The 15,674-nt window shown below is 61.6% G+C and carries 11 protein-coding genes; 7 read left to right on the top strand and 4 right to left on the bottom strand.

Translation table 11 applies throughout. The features are described from left to right. The first annotated feature begins 98 nt into the window (after positions 1-98). Both PWM43_RS11715 and PWM43_RS11710 read left to right on the top strand, forming a co-directional pair. Positions 99-1,094 carry a tyrosine recombinase XerC gene (locus PWM43_RS11715; RefSeq protein WP_289842700.1) on the top strand — a complete coding sequence of 332 codons (996 nt, stop codon included), beginning with the start codon at positions 99-101 and terminating at the stop codon, positions 1,092-1,094. Next, the gene (locus PWM43_RS11710; RefSeq protein ID WP_289842699.1) at positions 1,091-2,029 is read left to right on the top strand and encodes a retropepsin-like aspartic protease; all 939 of its coding nucleotides are present in this window, start codon (positions 1,091-1,093) and stop codon (positions 2,027-2,029) included. Before PWM43_RS11715 ends, PWM43_RS11710 begins: the two co-directional genes overlap by 4 nt. A gap of 31 nt (positions 2,030-2,060) precedes the next feature. Here the strand turns inward: PWM43_RS11710 and PWM43_RS11705 are convergent, their stop codons facing one another. After that, positions 2,061-4,874 (bottom strand): glycosyltransferase, encoded by a 2,814-nt coding sequence (locus PWM43_RS11705; RefSeq protein ID WP_289842698.1) that lies wholly within the window; start codon positions 4,872-4,874, stop codon positions 2,061-2,063. 394 nt (positions 4,875-5,268) lie between these two features. Here PWM43_RS11705 and PWM43_RS11700 point away from each other — a divergent pair, with 394 nt between their 5' ends. The 4 genes from PWM43_RS11700 to PWM43_RS11685 all read left to right on the top strand — a co-directional run bounded on the left by PWM43_RS11700 (position 5,269) and on the right by PWM43_RS11685 (position 11,391). After that, positions 5,269-6,594 carry a beta strand repeat-containing protein gene (locus PWM43_RS11700; RefSeq protein WP_289842697.1) on the top strand — a complete coding sequence of 442 codons (1,326 nt, stop codon included), beginning with the start codon at positions 5,269-5,271 and terminating at the stop codon, positions 6,592-6,594. A gap of 19 nt (positions 6,595-6,613) precedes the next feature. Next, entirely contained in the window at positions 6,614-6,781 is a 168-nt protein-coding gene (locus PWM43_RS11695) for a hypothetical protein (protein WP_289842696.1), read from the top strand. Positions 6,782-7,209: 428 nt separating this feature from the next. Further along, complete coding sequence (locus PWM43_RS11690; RefSeq protein ID WP_289842695.1) at positions 7,210-8,535, top strand: beta strand repeat-containing protein; 1,326 nt, start codon at positions 7,210-7,212, stop codon at positions 8,533-8,535. A 105-nt stretch (positions 8,536-8,640) separates the two neighbouring features. After that, the gene (locus PWM43_RS11685; RefSeq protein ID WP_289842694.1) at positions 8,641-11,391 is read left to right on the top strand and encodes a glycosyltransferase; all 2,751 of its coding nucleotides are present in this window, start codon (positions 8,641-8,643) and stop codon (positions 11,389-11,391) included. Here PWM43_RS11685 and PWM43_RS11680 read toward each other — a convergent pair. Next, the gene (locus tag PWM43_RS11680; protein WP_289842693.1) at positions 11,316-12,206 is read right to left on the bottom strand and encodes a rhamnan synthesis F family protein; all 891 of its coding nucleotides are present in this window, start codon (positions 12,204-12,206) and stop codon (positions 11,316-11,318) included. The genes PWM43_RS11685 and PWM43_RS11680 overlap by 76 nt on opposite strands. A gap of 125 nt (positions 12,207-12,331) precedes the next feature. Here PWM43_RS11680 and PWM43_RS11675 point away from each other — a divergent pair, with 125 nt between their 5' ends. Continuing rightward, the gene (locus PWM43_RS11675) at positions 12,332-12,601 is read left to right on the top strand and encodes an HU family DNA-binding protein (RefSeq protein ID WP_289842692.1); all 270 of its coding nucleotides are present in this window, start codon (positions 12,332-12,334) and stop codon (positions 12,599-12,601) included. 35 nt (positions 12,602-12,636) lie between these two features. On the opposite strand, the gene PWM43_RS11670 is transcribed toward PWM43_RS11675, so the two are convergent. Further along, positions 12,637-14,148: a replicative DNA helicase gene (locus tag PWM43_RS11670; protein WP_394356075.1), complete on the bottom strand. Its 1,512-nt coding sequence runs from the start codon at positions 14,146-14,148 to the stop codon at positions 12,637-12,639. 71 nt (positions 14,149-14,219) lie between these two features. Beyond that, positions 14,220-15,662 carry an ATP-binding protein gene (locus PWM43_RS11665; RefSeq protein WP_289842691.1) on the bottom strand — a complete coding sequence of 481 codons (1,443 nt, stop codon included), beginning with the start codon at positions 15,660-15,662 and terminating at the stop codon, positions 14,220-14,222. Positions 15,663-15,674 lie beyond the last annotated feature (12 nt).

The raw sequence follows: 15,674 nt of genomic DNA, 5'->3' as shown, positions 1-15,674 counted from the left end.
GTCGATGGCTCCCTGCTCCGGATCGAGCCTAGCGCGAATGAGCGCGCGCGTCGCCGTACGGCGGGGTTCCATCTGTTTTCCGTTGAGGCCGCGCGGGCATGAAAGCGGGCGAGGCCGTCGAAACCTGGCTGGAATGGATGGCGCGCGAGCGCCGTTCCAGCATGCGGACGGTGGCGGCGTATCGCCATGATCTTGGTCTCGCCCTGGGGTTTTTGACCGATCATCTGGGCGGAGAGCCGGATCTCGCGGCGCTTGGAAAGCTCAAGGTGGCGGATCTCCGGGCATGGCTCGCGCATGAAACCGCCCGAACGGAGCAGAAGCCGACCCGGCGTGTGGTGACGACGGACGGGCGTGCGCGGAGTCGGGCCCGGCGGCTTTCGGCCCTGCGCTCGTTTTTCCGCTATCTCGCCGAGCGATACGGGATCGAGAACCCCGCGCCGCAGCTCCTTGCCGCGCCGAAAACCAGAAAGCGTCTGCCACGCCCTTTGTCGCGCGAGGATGCTTTGAAGGCGCCGGAGGATATCGCGGCGCTGTCGCATACGACCGAAGGGGCGGTGCGCGACGAGGCGCTTTTCATGCTGCTTTATGGCGCGGGATTACGCATCGGCGAGGCGCTGGATCTGGACTGTCGGGATCTCGGCGGCGCGGGGGATGGTCTGCTGCGGATCGTGGGCAAGGGGGGGCGCGAGCGGATCGTGCCGCTGCTTCCCGCCGTCGTGACGGCGCTCGAGGCATGGCGGCGCGTTCATCCCGCACCCTCGCCTGACGCGCCGCTGTTTACGGGTGTGCGTGGCGGCCGGTTGCAGGCGCCTGTCGCACGCCGCGCCATGCAGACCTGGCGCGAACAGGCCGGTCTGTCATCGAGCGCGACGCCGCATGCGCTCCGTCATTCCTTCGCCACGCATATGCTTGAAGGCGGCGCGGATCTTCGGTCCATTCAGGAACTTCTGGGTCACGCCAGTCTTTCGACCACGCAGGTCTATACGCTGGCGGATGAGCGCCATCTGCTCTCCGTCTGGCGGTCGGCCCATCCGATGGCCGGTGGGATGCCGGAGGCGACGGTTACGGACGGGAAAGCGGGGAAGAAGATATGAGGCGACGGGCCGGGGTTCTGGCGGCGCTCATGGCGTTGGGGAGCCATGTCGCGAGGGCGGAGTCGTGCCATGTGGCGCCCGTGCTGGAGGTCTCGATCCGCAGCGATTCCCTGTTTCTCAATGCCCCGGTTCGGCTGGATGGTCATGCCGGGCGGATGCTGGTCGATACGGGTTCGGAAGGCAGTCTGGTGACGCCGGAGACGCAGAAGCGCCTCGATCTGCGCGCGGATCCGCGCATCATGACGGTCATGCGTGGCGCGAACGGGCGTGGAACGCTTTCGCCGGTGGTCGTCGTGAGGTCGTTGCGGCTTGGCGGGTTCGAACTCGGGCCCCGTCCGATGCCGCTGGGGGCGTTGCCCGGCGTTCCTGACGATCTCGAACCGCCGATCATGGGCTTGATGGGCGCGGATCTGTGGCGCGGTTACGATCTGGAGATCGATGTCCCGCACGGGCGTCTGGTCTTCTGGGCCGTGGGTGGAGGCGCCTGTCGCAATGTGCCGTCATGGCCCGCGCCGTTCGAGACATTGCCCGCGGCGCTGGATCGTGGACGGCTGACGGTGCCGTTCCGGCTCGACGGTGTTGCCGGGCGGGCGCTGGTGGATAGCGGCGCGCGTTCGCATGTGGTGTCACGCGCGTTCGCGCGCAGGACCGGGGTCGATGACGCCGTTCTGGCGCGCGATCCCGGCGGGATTTCGAGCGGTGTGGACATGAATGCGAAACGCTATGTCTGGCATCGATTCCACCTCCTGTCTCTCGGAGAGGGTCACGAGGAGAGCGGCGCCGGTCTCTGGCGGGAGCCCGTTCTGACCGTATCGGACGTGCAGGATGGCGCGGACATGCTGATGGGCGCGGACTGGTTCGCGCGCCATGACGTCTGGCTGTCCTATGCCACGCGACAGGTGTTTTTCCGCTCGGTGGCACCCGGTCGCCGGTAAGGCGGCCTGAAGCCGCCTTTCGGTGGAGGCTCTACTGTCTTTGACGGGCGTCGGCCGCCACGAGGTCGATCCAGGGATGACGGCGCTCAACGAAGTCGACGATGCGGGCCTTGTGCCTGGCGCGTTCCGTAACGCCATTGGTCATGGAGGCGTCATGGGCACGATATTCCGCCAGGATTTTCGGCACGTATCGGCCCGTCAGGCCCAGTTCGGCGCAACGGCACCACAGATCATAGTCTTCCCATCCCATTGCATCGCGCGCGACATAATATCCGCCGACCGCGGCCCACGCCCATTTGGCGATCATGGCTGTCGCGTCGACATGGTTGCCGCCCGTCATGGCGAGAGGCTCGAAAGGAACATCGCCAAGGAGGGCGGGTCTGGAATGTCCTTGCGGATCGTCGGGGGTGGCGGCCACCATGACGACGCCGGTCGCGTTGAAAATTCTCATGATCGGATAGGCATAGGCCGTCTGATCGTCAGCCATGCTGTCGCGCAGTTCGGCGCAGGCTTCGGGCAGAAGACGATTATCGGCGTCGAGCTGCATGACAAACGGCGTTTCAGCCGCGTCCATGCCGACATTGCGCGCGCCCCCCAGCCCGGCATTCGTATTGGTACGCAGCAGGGCCAGACGGTTGAAGCGGGAGGCGTTGCGTTCCATCCAGCGTTGGACGAGATCTGTCGAATCGTCGGTTGATCCGTCGTCCACGACGATCAGGTCGAGGCATTCCAGGGTCTGGTCCCGCACGGAATCCAGCGCGTCGAGGATATAGCTGGCGTAATTGTAGGAGGTCACGACAACGGTGACTTCGGCCTCCCGGAGACAGTCCTGCGTATGGAGGGCGGTACTTTCCGGTATTGTCGGCAGTGGCGCGCGCGGGCGCATCTGCCGGGCGATCAGGGTTTCGGCGGAACGCGCCGCATCGGAAGGATCGCCCGTACCGAGCCCGTCGAAAACCGTGCGCAGGCGCTGTGCCTGTGCCTGCGGGCCGAAAGGCCAGAGCACGTCATTGTACGCGTCGCGCGCCATGCGGGCGCGTTTCGCCGGGTCGTCGATCAGAACCAGAAGCGCCTGTTTCCACGCTTTGGCGGAATCGGCGAGGACGCCTGTGATGCCATCGCGGATGACGCGGCGGAACGGGCCTGTCGGCGATGCGACGCAGACCGTGCCGGCCAGAGCAGGTTCGACATATTTGATTTCGGACTTGGCTTCACAAAAGACGTTCCCGGTTTCCAGCGGCGCGATCGAGATGTCGAAGCGCGCGAACTCGTCGGGGAGATCCGTGAGCGGGACCATGTCGCGCCATTCGATCTGATCCTGGACATCGGACAGTTCGGGAAATTCTTCCATGAGCAGCACAGGCCGCTTGTTCCCGGCTTCCCGGAACAGAACGAGACGGGCATGGGGGCGGGCGAGAAGGACATCGCGCAGGACGGGTACGACAGGTGCGAAGTCGCGCTGGTGGGTGCGTGAGCCGGTGGCGTAGCCGATGCGCACGAGTCCGTCTTCGCGCGTCGGGCGCATGCGGTGAGCCATGCGCGCTCGCGCCAAAGTAGCCTGATCATAAACATTGGGTACGAGCAACGTCAGACGCTTGTCGATGCGCATGACGTGGGCCAGTTCCTTCGTCGTGGCGAAGCCGAGGTCGCAGCGCAACATTGTACGACGCATATCCGCGAAACAGCGTTCGATTCTCTCTTCTGTAGCGCCGATGGATCGGATGCCGTCGATGATATCGATGCGGGCGAGGTGCGGCACGAACACGATGTCGTCCGCATCGAAAATCGTCACCGTGCCTTTTTCCTGTCCGAGGCGAAGCAGGGTGTCCACATGGCCACTGAATTCGACGCGCCAGAGAACCATGATATCGGCCCACGCGATATCATGCGGGCCGATTGCGGCGCACGGCGTGACGCGGGCTTCGTACCCCGCCACGCGCGCGGCGATGGCAAGCCGGTCGCAGCGATAGGCGACGCCGGGTGTGTCGGGCTCTCCGGCGATGAAAAGAATGCATCGCGCTGTTTGGGACCGAAGGGGCTCAGGCGATAGGGGTGCGGGCGATGGCGCGAGGGGAAAAGAGGCCGGAGACAGGCGCCGCGCCAGGCGGTGACGCAATCCTCGTGACGCGGAAGCGGTCTGTTCCTGAGCTGCATCGTGTTCGGCTAACGCTGCCGTCCGGTTGTTTTCAGCGGCTTTCCGCACCCTGTCGGCCTCCAGCCACGCCTGCGTCAATGCGTCGAGGCTGCGTCCTGCTTCGCGTTGCTCCAGCAGGATGCGTCGGTTCTGATCGGCCAGTCTGGTCGTGGATATCAGCGCCCGTCGCAGACGGATGATCTCGGCGGCAAGGCCCGCCTGACGGCGGATGTCCGCACGAAACTGACGTTGTCCGGGGTCAAGAAGACGGGCGATAGGCGTGCCGACCCAGCCGGACGGAGTGTCCGAAGAAAGGCAAGCGTGAACGTCCAGCCGGAAACATGTATTCGGCGCTTCGCCGAGGATCTCATCGCGCAAGGCAATATGGGCCGAGAGGAGCTGCCCGTCCGGAGGGAGCGCGGTTTCAATCCGGATCGACCATACGGAATCTATGTCAGGATCGGGGAAGGGGCGGATTCGGATGCCGCCATCAAGCCGGTCGTCGCCCAGAATTTCTCCCAGGAGCCAGACGAAGTCGGCGGGTGTCGTGACGGTGAGAACGGCTGATTTCGGCAGGCCCATGAACGTCCTGCGAACGAGCCATGACACGAAAGGCAGATATTCGGAGCCCGGATAAGAACAGGCCGAAGGTGGAATCGTTTCAGCCGGAATGTCGATGTCTGAAAATGTAAAATGCAGAGGGTTGGTCAAGAGTTACCTCGTTAAGACATGACATCGTTTGAACATGCGCATCTCTTCTATCATGCGAGTGTCGCGACTGTAAAAAACGGTCTCCCGCCTCAGGTGAATTCTTATTAAGTTGTGGATTTAAAAAGACTTTATTTCGGAATGGAGGGAGAATTCCCGGGTGTTCCGATAACTTTTGATTAAGAAAATCGCGGTAGGGTGAACCGTCATGGAGAGCATTTGGGGAGGAGGATTCGCAGTCAAAAACTCCCCGGAAACGGCGTGCAGAACGATGAGGTCAATCATCTCTCCCCAGAAGACTGAATTCAAGTGATCGAAATATAAGCCGCTCTTGGTTTGTTGCCTCGGGCTCTAATGCCCGGTGATCCACAGCAGAAGAGCTTTAGGAGTTAGCGATATGTCCATTACTACTGTCGTAGGCGCTTCAGGCGCGACGATTCAGGTTTCCGTGGATGGCGGCCTGAGCCAGAAGATGGTCGCCGATTATCAGAACTCGATTCTTCGCGCACAGGCCAAGGGTGGGCTCGCGACATTCGATCTCAAGCCTGGCGGCAATTCGGACACGCTTCCTGGTGGAGCGTCTGTTCTGCAGGGTGTTGTGACGGCGGGTGGTGCGTATAGCGTCACGGGTGCGTATACGAACCTTGTGGTTGCGGCCCTTGCTTCTGAAGGTTCGACGGTTCTTGATGGTCAGGTGACGGTTGATGCGTCGGGCTCGACGGGCTCTTCGCTGTCCATTCTCACCAGCAATCTTGGCAACACGGACGTCACTGTTGGCGACCAGTCTGGCAAATATGTTGCCACGGCGGGCACCAGCACGTTTGATTCGAGCAAGAGCGACGGTTCGTGGACGATTTCCACGGGCATGGACACGAAGAACACGCTCACTCTTGGTTCGGGTTCGAACTACGTCGTTTCCGAAGGTCAGGACACGATCGACGGGGTTGGCAGCAACGATACGGTCACGCTGCTTGGTGGTTCGTCGACCGTTACGCTTGCGACGCATGCTGCGGTTGTTGACGCGGCTTCGAGCGACCTGATCACGGTTGGCGACGGCAGCACCGTGTTTGGCGGCTTTGGTTCGACGGTGAACTTCTCCGGCGGCACGGGAACGGTTGTCGGCTCGATCGGCGACACCATCACGGCGGCGAGCTCGCTGCTTGTGGTTCATGGCGTTTCGAACGACATTGATGCCAGCGGCGCGCTGACGTTCATCAGCGGCACGGGCACGACGACGATCAACGCTGGTACGGCGACGATCTTTGGCGCGGCTGGGCTGGATGCGCTCGTGAACACGACGTCGAGTGCTGCGCTGTTCGTGGCCAACGACGGCAACGAGACGATTGACGGTTCGTCGGCTTCGATGGGTCTGCATGCGTTTGCTGGTGTTGGCGACAACACGGTGATTGGCGGTTCGGCGAGCGATACGCTGGTTGGCGGCACGGGCAATGCGACGATGACGGGTGGTTCGGGCGCGGCGAACCTGTTTGTCATTACGGATGGTCTTGCTGGCGGTGACTACACGATCACCGACTTTGGCTCGGCTGCTGGGAACATCATGGCGCTGTATGGCTATGGCCTGCAGAACAGCAGCGGTCTGCATAACGTTCTGGATGCGGCGACGGTGGCTGGTGGCAACACGACGATCCAGCTGGCGGACAACTCCAAGATCACCTTTGTGGGTGTGACGGATCTGAGCGCTTCCAACTTCAACCTGAGCTGATTCTCCGCTTCAGGATGTGTTGAAGGAAAGCCGGGCCTTGTGCCCGGCTTTTTCTATTGTCACCACCACATGGCACCTCACCTTGCGAGGTTGGGGCGAGATAGAGATGTCGTTCGTCGCGAATGCGATGTTCGAGGCGCTGCGTTTAGCAGATGCATCCGAATCGAAGGTGCTGGATAATGTGTGATAGCGGCACGACTTTTGCGGAAGAAAAAATTAAGCTCATATTTGTTATTTAAAATGAAATATCCTTATATTCAAAAACTTTTACTATAAAATAGAATATATATAAATACTTATATAAATACTTATATAAATATTTATTAAATAAATAATGTATTTATAATTTATTTCATAATATATACATATTAAGTATTTTTTTTATAAATGCGCAAGCAAAATATACCACTTTCCCGACGGTTTTACTTTAATTCGATTTCCTATTCTTTTCGAAGGCAAGGCGAGGCTGTGTCTTGCTGGTTAACAACCGCCTAACGTTGGTTAACAAAAGCTTGCTTGTTGTAGGGGCGTTTGCTAGTCCCGATACGAAGATTTGGGCGATCTTTGTTCACGCTCAGTCTTGGGTGTTCTGCAAAGAGCCAAGGAGCAAAACAGATGGCAATTATCACCGTCGTCGGTGCCTCAGGCACGACGGTTCAGGTCACAGTGGATGGTGGTCTGAATCAGAAACTGGCGATCGACTATCAGAACTCGATCCTCAAAGCGTCGACCTCAAACAGCCTCGCTGCATTCGATCTCAAGCCTGGCGGCAATTCGGACACGCTTCCTGGTGGAGCGTCTGTTCTGCAGGGTGTTGTGACGGCGGGTGGTGCGTATAGCGTCACGGGTGCGTATACGAACCTTGTGGTTGCGGCCCTTGCTTCTGAAGGTTCGACGGTTCTTGATGGTCAGGTGACGGTTGATGCGTCGGGCTCGACGGGCTCTTCGCTGTCCATTCTCACCAGCAATCTTGGCAACACGGACGTCACTGTTGGCGACCAGTCTGGCAAATATGTTGCCACGGCGGGCACCAGCACGTTTGATTCGAGCAAGAGCGACGGTTCGTGGACGATTTCCACGGGCATGGACACGAAGAACACGCTCACTCTTGGTTCGGGTTCGAACTACGTCGTTTCCGAAGGTCAGGACACGATCGACGGGGTTGGCAGCAACGATACGGTCACGCTGCTTGGTGGTTCGTCGACCGTTACGCTTGCGACGCATGCTGCGGTTGTTGACGCGGCTTCGAGCGACCTGATCACGGTTGGCGACGGCAGCACCGTGTTTGGCGGCTTTGGTTCGACGGTGAACTTCTCCGGCGGCACGGGAACGGTTGTCGGCTCGATCGGCGACACCATCACGGCGGCGAGCTCGCTGCTTGTGGTTCATGGCGTTTCGAACGACATTGATGCCAGCGGCGCGCTGACGTTCATCAGCGGCACGGGCACGACGACGATCAACGCTGGTACGGCGACGATCTTTGGCGCGGCTGGGCTGGATGCGCTCGTGAACACGACGTCGAGTGCTGCGCTGTTCGTGGCCAACGACGGCAACGAGACGATTGACGGTTCGTCGGCTTCGATGGGTCTGCATGCGTTTGCTGGTGTTGGCGACAACACGGTGATTGGCGGTTCGGCGAGCGATACGCTGGTTGGCGGCACGGGCAATGCGACGATGACGGGTGGTTCGGGCGCGGCGAACCTGTTTGTCATTACGGATGGTCTTGCTGGCGGTGACTACACGATCACCGACTTTGGCTCGGCTGCTGGGAACATCATGGCGCTGTATGGCTATGGCCTGCAGAACAGCAGCGGTCTGCATAACGTTCTGGATGCGGCGACGGTGGCTGGTGGCAACACGACGATCCAGCTGGCGGACAACTCCAAGATCACCTTTGTGGGTGTGACGGATCTGAGCGCTTCCAACTTCAACCTGAGCTGATTCTCCGCTTCAGGATGTGTTGAAGGAAAGCCGGGCCTTGTGCCCGGCTTTTTCTATTGTCACCACCACATGGCACCTCACCTTGCGAGGTGTATAACGTTCCATATGATACAGAAGCCGGCCGAAGATTTCCTTCACGAAGAAACTCCTTTTCCTTCGAACGCGCGTGACGAGCTGATCGGGAGCTATCGTTCGAGCAATCATATTGCCGGGCTGCGCGTCAGGGACATGCGTGCGGAAATCGACGGGCTGCGTGAGCTTCTGGCCCTGCGTGAGCGCTCCCTTTCCTGGCGTGTAACGGCGCCCCTGCGATTCGTGCGTGCGCTTTCCCTGGGGCGTCTGCCCTCGGGGCGTCCCTTGCGGGAAGTGCCAGGGCGTTTCCGGCAGATCTGGCGCGAGGGGCATCTGTGGGAGCGGCTGGTCAGGCGCGACGAACCAGGGAAGCTCCGCCTCGCTCAGCAACGGATTAACATGGCGGCTCAGGCCTATCGCCAGCCCGTCATACGCTCACCTGATCTGCTGGTCGGCCATGTGGTGATCATCGCGGAGCTTAGCCTCAAGCAGTGCGCGAAGTACCGTGTGTGGCAGAAGCGCGAAGCCCTTGAGACACTGGGCTGGCAGGTGACGGTCGTGGACTGGCGCGCGAGTCGCGCGGCCTGGACGGCCCTTCAGGGTGCGACGGATGTCGTTTTCTATCGGACACCGGGCTTCGACTCGGTCATGGCGCTCGTCTCCGAGGCCCATCGACTCGCTCTCGATCCGGTCTGGGAAGTCGACGATCTGATTTTCGACGCTGCGGAATATCGTCAGAACGGAAATATAGATTCCCTTCCCCAGGTGGAGCGCGACCTTCTTCTGTCTGGCGTGGGGCTGTTTCGGCAATGCATGCTGGCCTGCGGGCGCGGGATCGCTTCGACGGATGCGCTCGCGGAAGCAATGCGTGAAGCGGGTCTTGAGGATGTCCGCGTTGTTGAAAACGCTCTGGATGCGCAGACTCTGGCTTTTGCCACGACAGCCCGTGAACATCGCTCAGACCGGGATGGGCGTGTCTGGGTCTGTTACGGCTCCGGGACTAACACGCATGACGCCGATTTTCGCATCGCTTCGCGGGGACTGGCACGTGCCATGCGGCGGGAGCCGTCCCTATGTCTTCGAATCTTTGGAGATGTCTCCCTGCCCGAGGAGTTGCAGGGTTTTGGTGACAGGGTCGAACGGCGTCAGGGGCTCGATTACGCGCTCTATCTTCAGGAACTCGCCAACACCGATATCGCCATCGCGCCTCTGGAAGAGACGCGCTTCAACGATGCCAAAAGTAATATAAAGTATATCGAAGCTTCTATTCTTGAACTTCCCTCGATCTGTTCTCCCCGCGCCGCGTTTCGCGTGGTGGTGCGGAGCGGTGAAAACGGTCTGACCGCAGAAACCGAGGTGCAATGGGAAGACGCCTTCATCCGGCTGACGGGCGACGCGGCTCTCAGGCGCAGACTCGGTCAACGGGCTTATGCGGACGTTCTGGCGCGTTATGCGCCGCAGGCCATGGCTCGGGAGCAGGTCGCCCCCGCCTTCGGTCCCGTTCCATCGCTGGATCGGTCCGTTCCCCGGGTTCTGCTGGTGAATATCTATTTCGCGCCGCTCTCGTTCGGAGGCGCGACGATCGTCGTTGAAGAGATGGCCCGGCGTCTCGCTGCTTACGAGATGAAGCTCGCGATCTTCACGGGGCAGGATGTCATCGCCGCGTATGACCAATCGGCATCGCGTTACCAGACAGAGGGGCTCGATGTTCTCGCTGTCAGGGCGTCGGAAAATGAAGATGCCCTCGGAGCGATCGAGAATCCCGAAGCCGCCGCGGTTTTCGCGGAGTGGATCGATGTTTTCCGGCCCGATCTGGTGCATATCCACGCTCTGCAGGGACTCGGCGTCGGGCTGCTCAGGGCGTGCGAGGAGCGCGGCGTTCCGTATGTCCTGACCCTGCATGACGCATGGTGGCTTTGCGATCGTCAGTTCATGGTCAGGGAAGACGGACGTTACTGTTTCCAGAAGAAAATAGACCTGCGGATCTGTCAGGAGTGCGTCAAGGGCGCGGCCCATCTCGAAAGCCGGGCAGCGGTCATGCGTCATGGTCTGCGCAACGCCGCCCTGCTGCTGAGTCCGTCCGAGACGCATCGGGCGCTCTATGTGGCCAATGGCGTCGATCCCGAGAAAATAGCCCTTCATCGCAACGGCTTCCGGTGGCCGACCCGGCCCCGCAAAGCGCGTGTTCCAGGGGCTCCGCTGCGCTTCGGGTTCGTGGGAGGGACGGAAAATATCAAAGGTTACGGTGTGCTCAAGCGCGCGGCGGCCATGCTGGAGGAGAATGCCTGGTCCCTGACGCTCGTCGATAACAAGATCAATCTGGGTTTTCACTCGATAGATCGGGTCGACTGGGGCATTCGCGGTGAACTGCGCGTCGTGGCGGCCTATACGCAGGACACCATGGACGCGTTCTATGACGAGATCGACGTCCTGCTGTTTCCCTCACAATGGAAGGAAAGTTTCGGCCTGACCGTGCGCGAAGCGCTTGCACGGGACGTCTGGGTGGTGAGCACCAGTCCGGGAGGGCAGGCGGAACCGATCACGGACGGCGTCAATGGCACGCTCATCCCGTTGAACGGTCATCCCCAGGCTCTGGCCGACGCCATGGGCACGCTCATCGGCCGGGTCGGGGAGTTCGATACATACACGAACCCGCTCAAGGACCAGTTGTCGGATTACGATACCCAGGCTCGTGAGTTGAGCGCCTTTTACGATCGTGTTCTGAGGGAAGCGGCTGCAAAACGGGCGAGGCTCGACCACCGGTCCTCGGCGGCGACGGCCTGAACGAGGCGGCCGCGCCATGTTGCGTGTCGCACACCCGGACGTGGCGGATGGGAAGCGAGATAGGCGTCGATCCAGGCCGGATTGAAAAATGCGGGGTCGGGTATGAGTTTGCGCCAGTCCTGCGTGTCCGGAATTCCGCTGGGGTTGTCGCGCAGAAGTTCGGTTTTGATGAATGGGACGCGCCCGGATTTCAGGACGGCACGCCAGTCGGTGTGCATCGGATTGGTGGCAAGAAGCTTCGCCAGACCGCGTTTCGGCTCCCATGCCGCCTGGACGCGCAGTCCTGCGGCTTTCAGGGCGAGGCCGAGCCCGAGTTCGCCGTGAAGAACGATTTCCTCCTTGGTCATGTCCGCGAAGGGCTGTTCGAAAATGCGCCGGACGGCAGGGTGGGCGAAACTTTCCGCGCTGAACGCGATGAACCACGATTGGATATGATCGACGACGGCGCGTGAGGCGACCATACCCCAGACGTCGGTGTTTCGGGCGCGCATACGCCTGACCAGCGGCGGCAGGGGCGTCAGGGGGCCGAATACGCTGTCATTGGCCAGCAGGATTTCCGTCGCCCCCTCCGTGACGCCTTTGGCGATCAGATCCTGCCATGCCCCGAAGTCGAGCCCCGCGTTGGGTCGCAGGTGGAAGGTGATGGGCAGACCGGGAAACATACGCTTCGCCACGTCCAGCAAGGCGTCGTCATGACCCGAGAGGGCGACATGTACGCGGTAGCCGCACTCGACGATCTGTCGCAGCAGGTGCTGCGTCTGGGGCGCGATGGTGGGGACCGGGTCATAATGTGCAAAAAGACAGGTCGCTGTCATTACTTGGGTTCTTTGCGTGATAATGCCGGAAAAAAAGATACAAATTTGGTTCCTGTGTCAGTATGTTCCGGTATCAAACCTTTATTGTTTGACGGACTGACTGCATCGCCAAGGATCGGACCTCTATGAGCAAGGCTTTTATCACTGCCGTTATCCAGGATTCCATGCAGTGCACCGGCGTTGCCGCCAATCAGGCCGCCACGGACCTGCTGGCTGCCATCGTCGCGGATTTGAAGAAAGAAGGAAAATTCACGCTTCCGTCTTTCGGGACGTTCACGGTTCACAAGCTCAAGGCGCGCAAGGCGCTGAACCCGCGCACCGGCGAGTCCGTCAAGGTGAAGGCGCGCAAGACCGTACGGTTCAAGGCCAGTCCCAATTTGCGAAAGGCCGTCTGAACGGGAGGCCGGCCAGCGCGGGAGGCTGGTCATGATCATGCGTCGTGATGGGTATCCAGGTCGCCGAAGCGCGTGAATTCGCCCTCGAAGTAGAGCGGGATCGTGCCGGTCGGTCCATGACGCTGCTTTTCGAGGATCAGTTCCGCCTTGTTGTGGACCAGCGCCATCTTGCGCTGCCATTCTTCGACGGCGGTCTGATATTTGTCCATGCTGTCATAGGCGCTGTCCTTGGGCATGCGCTGCTGGAGATAATATTCGTCGCGATAGACGAACATGACGGCATCGGCATCCTGCTCGATCGAGCCGGATTCACGCAGATCTGACAGCATCGGTCGTTTGTCTTCGCGGGATTCGACCTGACGGGAAAGCTGGGACAGCGCGATGACAGGCACCTCGAATTCCTTGGCAATGGCCTTGAGGCCCTGCGTGATCATCGAGATTTCGAGGACGCGGCTGTCCGGGCGTGTGCCAAGCGCCGGGCGCATGAGCTGAAGGTAGTCCACCACGACGAGGCTCAGGCCTTTTGTGCGCTTGAGACGCCGACAGCGCGTGCGCATCGCGGAGAGCGAAATGGCCGGAGTGTCGTCGATCTGGAGCGGCAGCGTGGCCAGTTCCCGCGAGACGCGCACGAAACGGTCGAACTCCCTGGCGCCGATATCGCCGCGCCGGATCCGCTCGCCCGACACTTCGGCCTGTTCGGACAAAATACGTGTGGCAAGCTGTTCGGACGACATTTCCAGCGAAAAAATCGCGACCGCGCCGGAGGGCTTGCGATTCTGGTCTTCGGCCTCGCGCTGGAGAGCCCTGGCCGCCGAGAAGGCGATCTTGGTGGCCAGCGCCGTCTTTCCCATGGCGGGACGACCCGCGAGGATCAGCAGATCCGACGGATGCAGCCCGCCGGTCTTCTTGTCGAAGTCCCGCAGGCCGGATGTCAGGCCGCTGACGTCGCCGGTGCGCTTGTAGGCCAGCTCCGCCACTTCCAGCGCGCCGGTGAGGGCCTGTTCGAAGGTGACGAAGCCACCATCCTGACCCTTGTCCGTGGCGAGCTTGAAAAGCGTTTCCTCGGCGATGCCGATCTGCGTCGTGCCGTCCGTGCCATCCGCGGTGCCGTAAGCATTGTTGACGACGGTTTCGCCGATATCGATCAATTCGCGGCGAATCCAGGCGTCATGAATGGCGCGTCCGTAATCGCCTGCGTTCACGATGCCGACCATGGCGCCAAGGAGCCGCGCGAGGTAGCTGGTGCCGCCCACATCGTCGAGCACGCCGCTATGCTCGAATTCGGCGCGCATGGTGATGGGATCGGCGAGGCTGCCGCGATCGATGCGGCGCGCTATGGCTTCATAGATCCTGCCATTGACCGGATCGGCGAAATGCGCCGGGATCAGGAAGTCCGAAACCCGTTCATACGCCTTGTTGTTGGTGAGCAGCGCGCCGAGGAGCGCTTGCTCCGCCTCGATATTGGCGGGCGGCGAACGGCGCAGCATGGCTGTCAGGCCGTCGCTGGAGTCGGCGGGATGGGGAGGAGCGGAGGGGGTGTCGATCATGTTCACCCGCTATTTCTATCATGCGTCGGGATGATTCGCGACGGGAGCCTGAAAGCTCTCGCGGGGGGAGATCAGGCCGTCTGCCAGCCGAGACCGACGAAAGCGACGCGCCGGTGCGGCCCGTCTTCGCGCACGACGATGATCTGGCGTTCCTCGAGATAGGCCAGTTGCCGCCGTGCCCGTCCGAGGGAATGTGTGGCGTAGGCGCGTGCCAGCGCCGCGTCATCGGGGCAGGGAAGGCCGTCCATCGCGGCGCGTGCCAGCAGAAGTGCCAGCCCCTGCACGTCTTCCGGCAGGGTGCTGGCGATGGTTTCCGCCTGAAGCCATGGTTCGCTCCGGGCGCGTTCGGCTTCGATTCCCGAGCGGACGGTGGCCAGCAACATGCGGAATCGGGGCATGTCCAGCGCGTCCCGTCCCAGTCCTTCAATCCGCGCCCGGAGCTGAAAGTCCTGATAGAGCGTGGCCAGAGGACGATAATCCGCGTCGGGTTCGGCGGTGACGTCCGAGACCAGCCGCCATAACGTGTCCCGGTCCGCATCCTTCGACGGGGGGGCATCGGGGGCGACCATGCTGGCGGGGCGGTCGGCGGCGAAGGCGTCGAGCTGAGCCAGCAGGTCGGGCGCGGGGGTGCGACGCTCGCGCGGACGGGGCGTGAAGGATTCGACCGGTTCGAGGATCAGGTCGCGCATTTCGGTCGCGTCCATGGCTTCGAACGGGGCGAGCTTCGGGCCGGTCGCATGGCTGGCGGTCTCGACGGCGCCGATGCTGACCATCACGGGGCGCCGCGACAGCGCCGGACCGAGCGCCATGAACTGGCCGCGCGCGAGATCCCGAAAGGCCTCGGCCGTCCGGCGTTCCATGCCGAGAAGATCGGCGGCGCGCGCCATGTCGATATCGAGGAAGGTGCGGCCCATCAGGAAATTCGAAGCCTCGGCCGCGACGTTCTTGGCAAGCTTCGCCAGTCGCTGCGTCGCGATGATGCCCGCCAGGCCGCGCTTGCGCCCACGGCACATGAGATTGGTCATCGCGCCCAGTGAAAGACGCCGCGCCTCGTCCGACGTGTCGCCGCTCGCAACGGGCGCGAAAAGCTGCGCCTCGTCCACGACCACCAGAACCGGATACCAGTGTTCGCGAGGGGCGTCGAACAGGCCGTTGAGGAACGAGCCCGCGGCGCGCAACTGCATTTCGGCATCCAGGGATTCGAGATTGAGCACGACCGAGGCGCGGTGAACGCGCGCGCGCTCACCGGCGGCGCGTAGAGTGGCCTCCGTCTGCTCGGCGCCGTCAATGACGAGATGGCCGTACCGGGCGGCGAGCGTGACGAAATCGCCCTCGGGATCGATGATCGCTTGTTGCACGAGGCTTGCGGTCTGTTCGAGCAGGCGGCGCAGGAGATGCGATTTGCCCGAGCCGGAGTTCCCCTGCACCAGAAGGCGGGTGGCCAGAAGTTCGGGCAGGTCGAGCGGCACGTCCGCGCCGTCGCGGCCGCGACCAAGGGCAATGGATACGGTCATGGGCGCGTCCTA

The organism is Brytella acorum (genome assembly GCF_029309905.1).
Classification (GTDB): domain Bacteria; phylum Pseudomonadota; class Alphaproteobacteria; order Acetobacterales; family Acetobacteraceae; genus Brytella; species Brytella acorum.
Note: the sequence above shows the minus strand (reverse complement) of the source record. Positions and strands in the feature narration are given on the sequence as shown.

Coding starts and splice junctions, on each gene's coding strand:
- PWM43_RS11715 (WP_289842700.1), top strand. CDS start 99: ATGAAAGCGGGCGAGGCCGTCGAAACCTGGCTGGAATGGATGGCGCGC.
- PWM43_RS11710 (WP_289842699.1), top strand. CDS start 1,091: ATGAGGCGACGGGCCGGGGTTCTGGCGGCGCTCATGGCGTTGGGGAGC.
- PWM43_RS11700 (WP_289842697.1), top strand. CDS start 5,269: ATGTCCATTACTACTGTCGTAGGCGCTTCAGGCGCGACGATTCAGGTT.
- PWM43_RS11690 (WP_289842695.1), top strand. CDS start 7,210: ATGGCAATTATCACCGTCGTCGGTGCCTCAGGCACGACGGTTCAGGTC.
- PWM43_RS11685 (WP_289842694.1), top strand. CDS start 8,641: ATGATACAGAAGCCGGCCGAAGATTTCCTTCACGAAGAAACTCCTTTT.
- PWM43_RS11680 (WP_289842693.1), bottom strand. CDS start 12,206: ATGACAGCGACCTGTCTTTTTGCACATTATGACCCGGTCCCCACCATC.
- PWM43_RS11675 (WP_289842692.1), top strand. CDS start 12,332: ATGAGCAAGGCTTTTATCACTGCCGTTATCCAGGATTCCATGCAGTGC.
- PWM43_RS11670 (WP_394356075.1), bottom strand. CDS start 14,148: ATGATCGACACCCCCTCCGCTCCTCCCCATCCCGCCGACTCCAGCGAC.
- PWM43_RS11665 (WP_289842691.1), bottom strand. CDS start 15,662: ATGACCGTATCCATTGCCCTTGGTCGCGGCCGCGACGGCGCGGACGTG.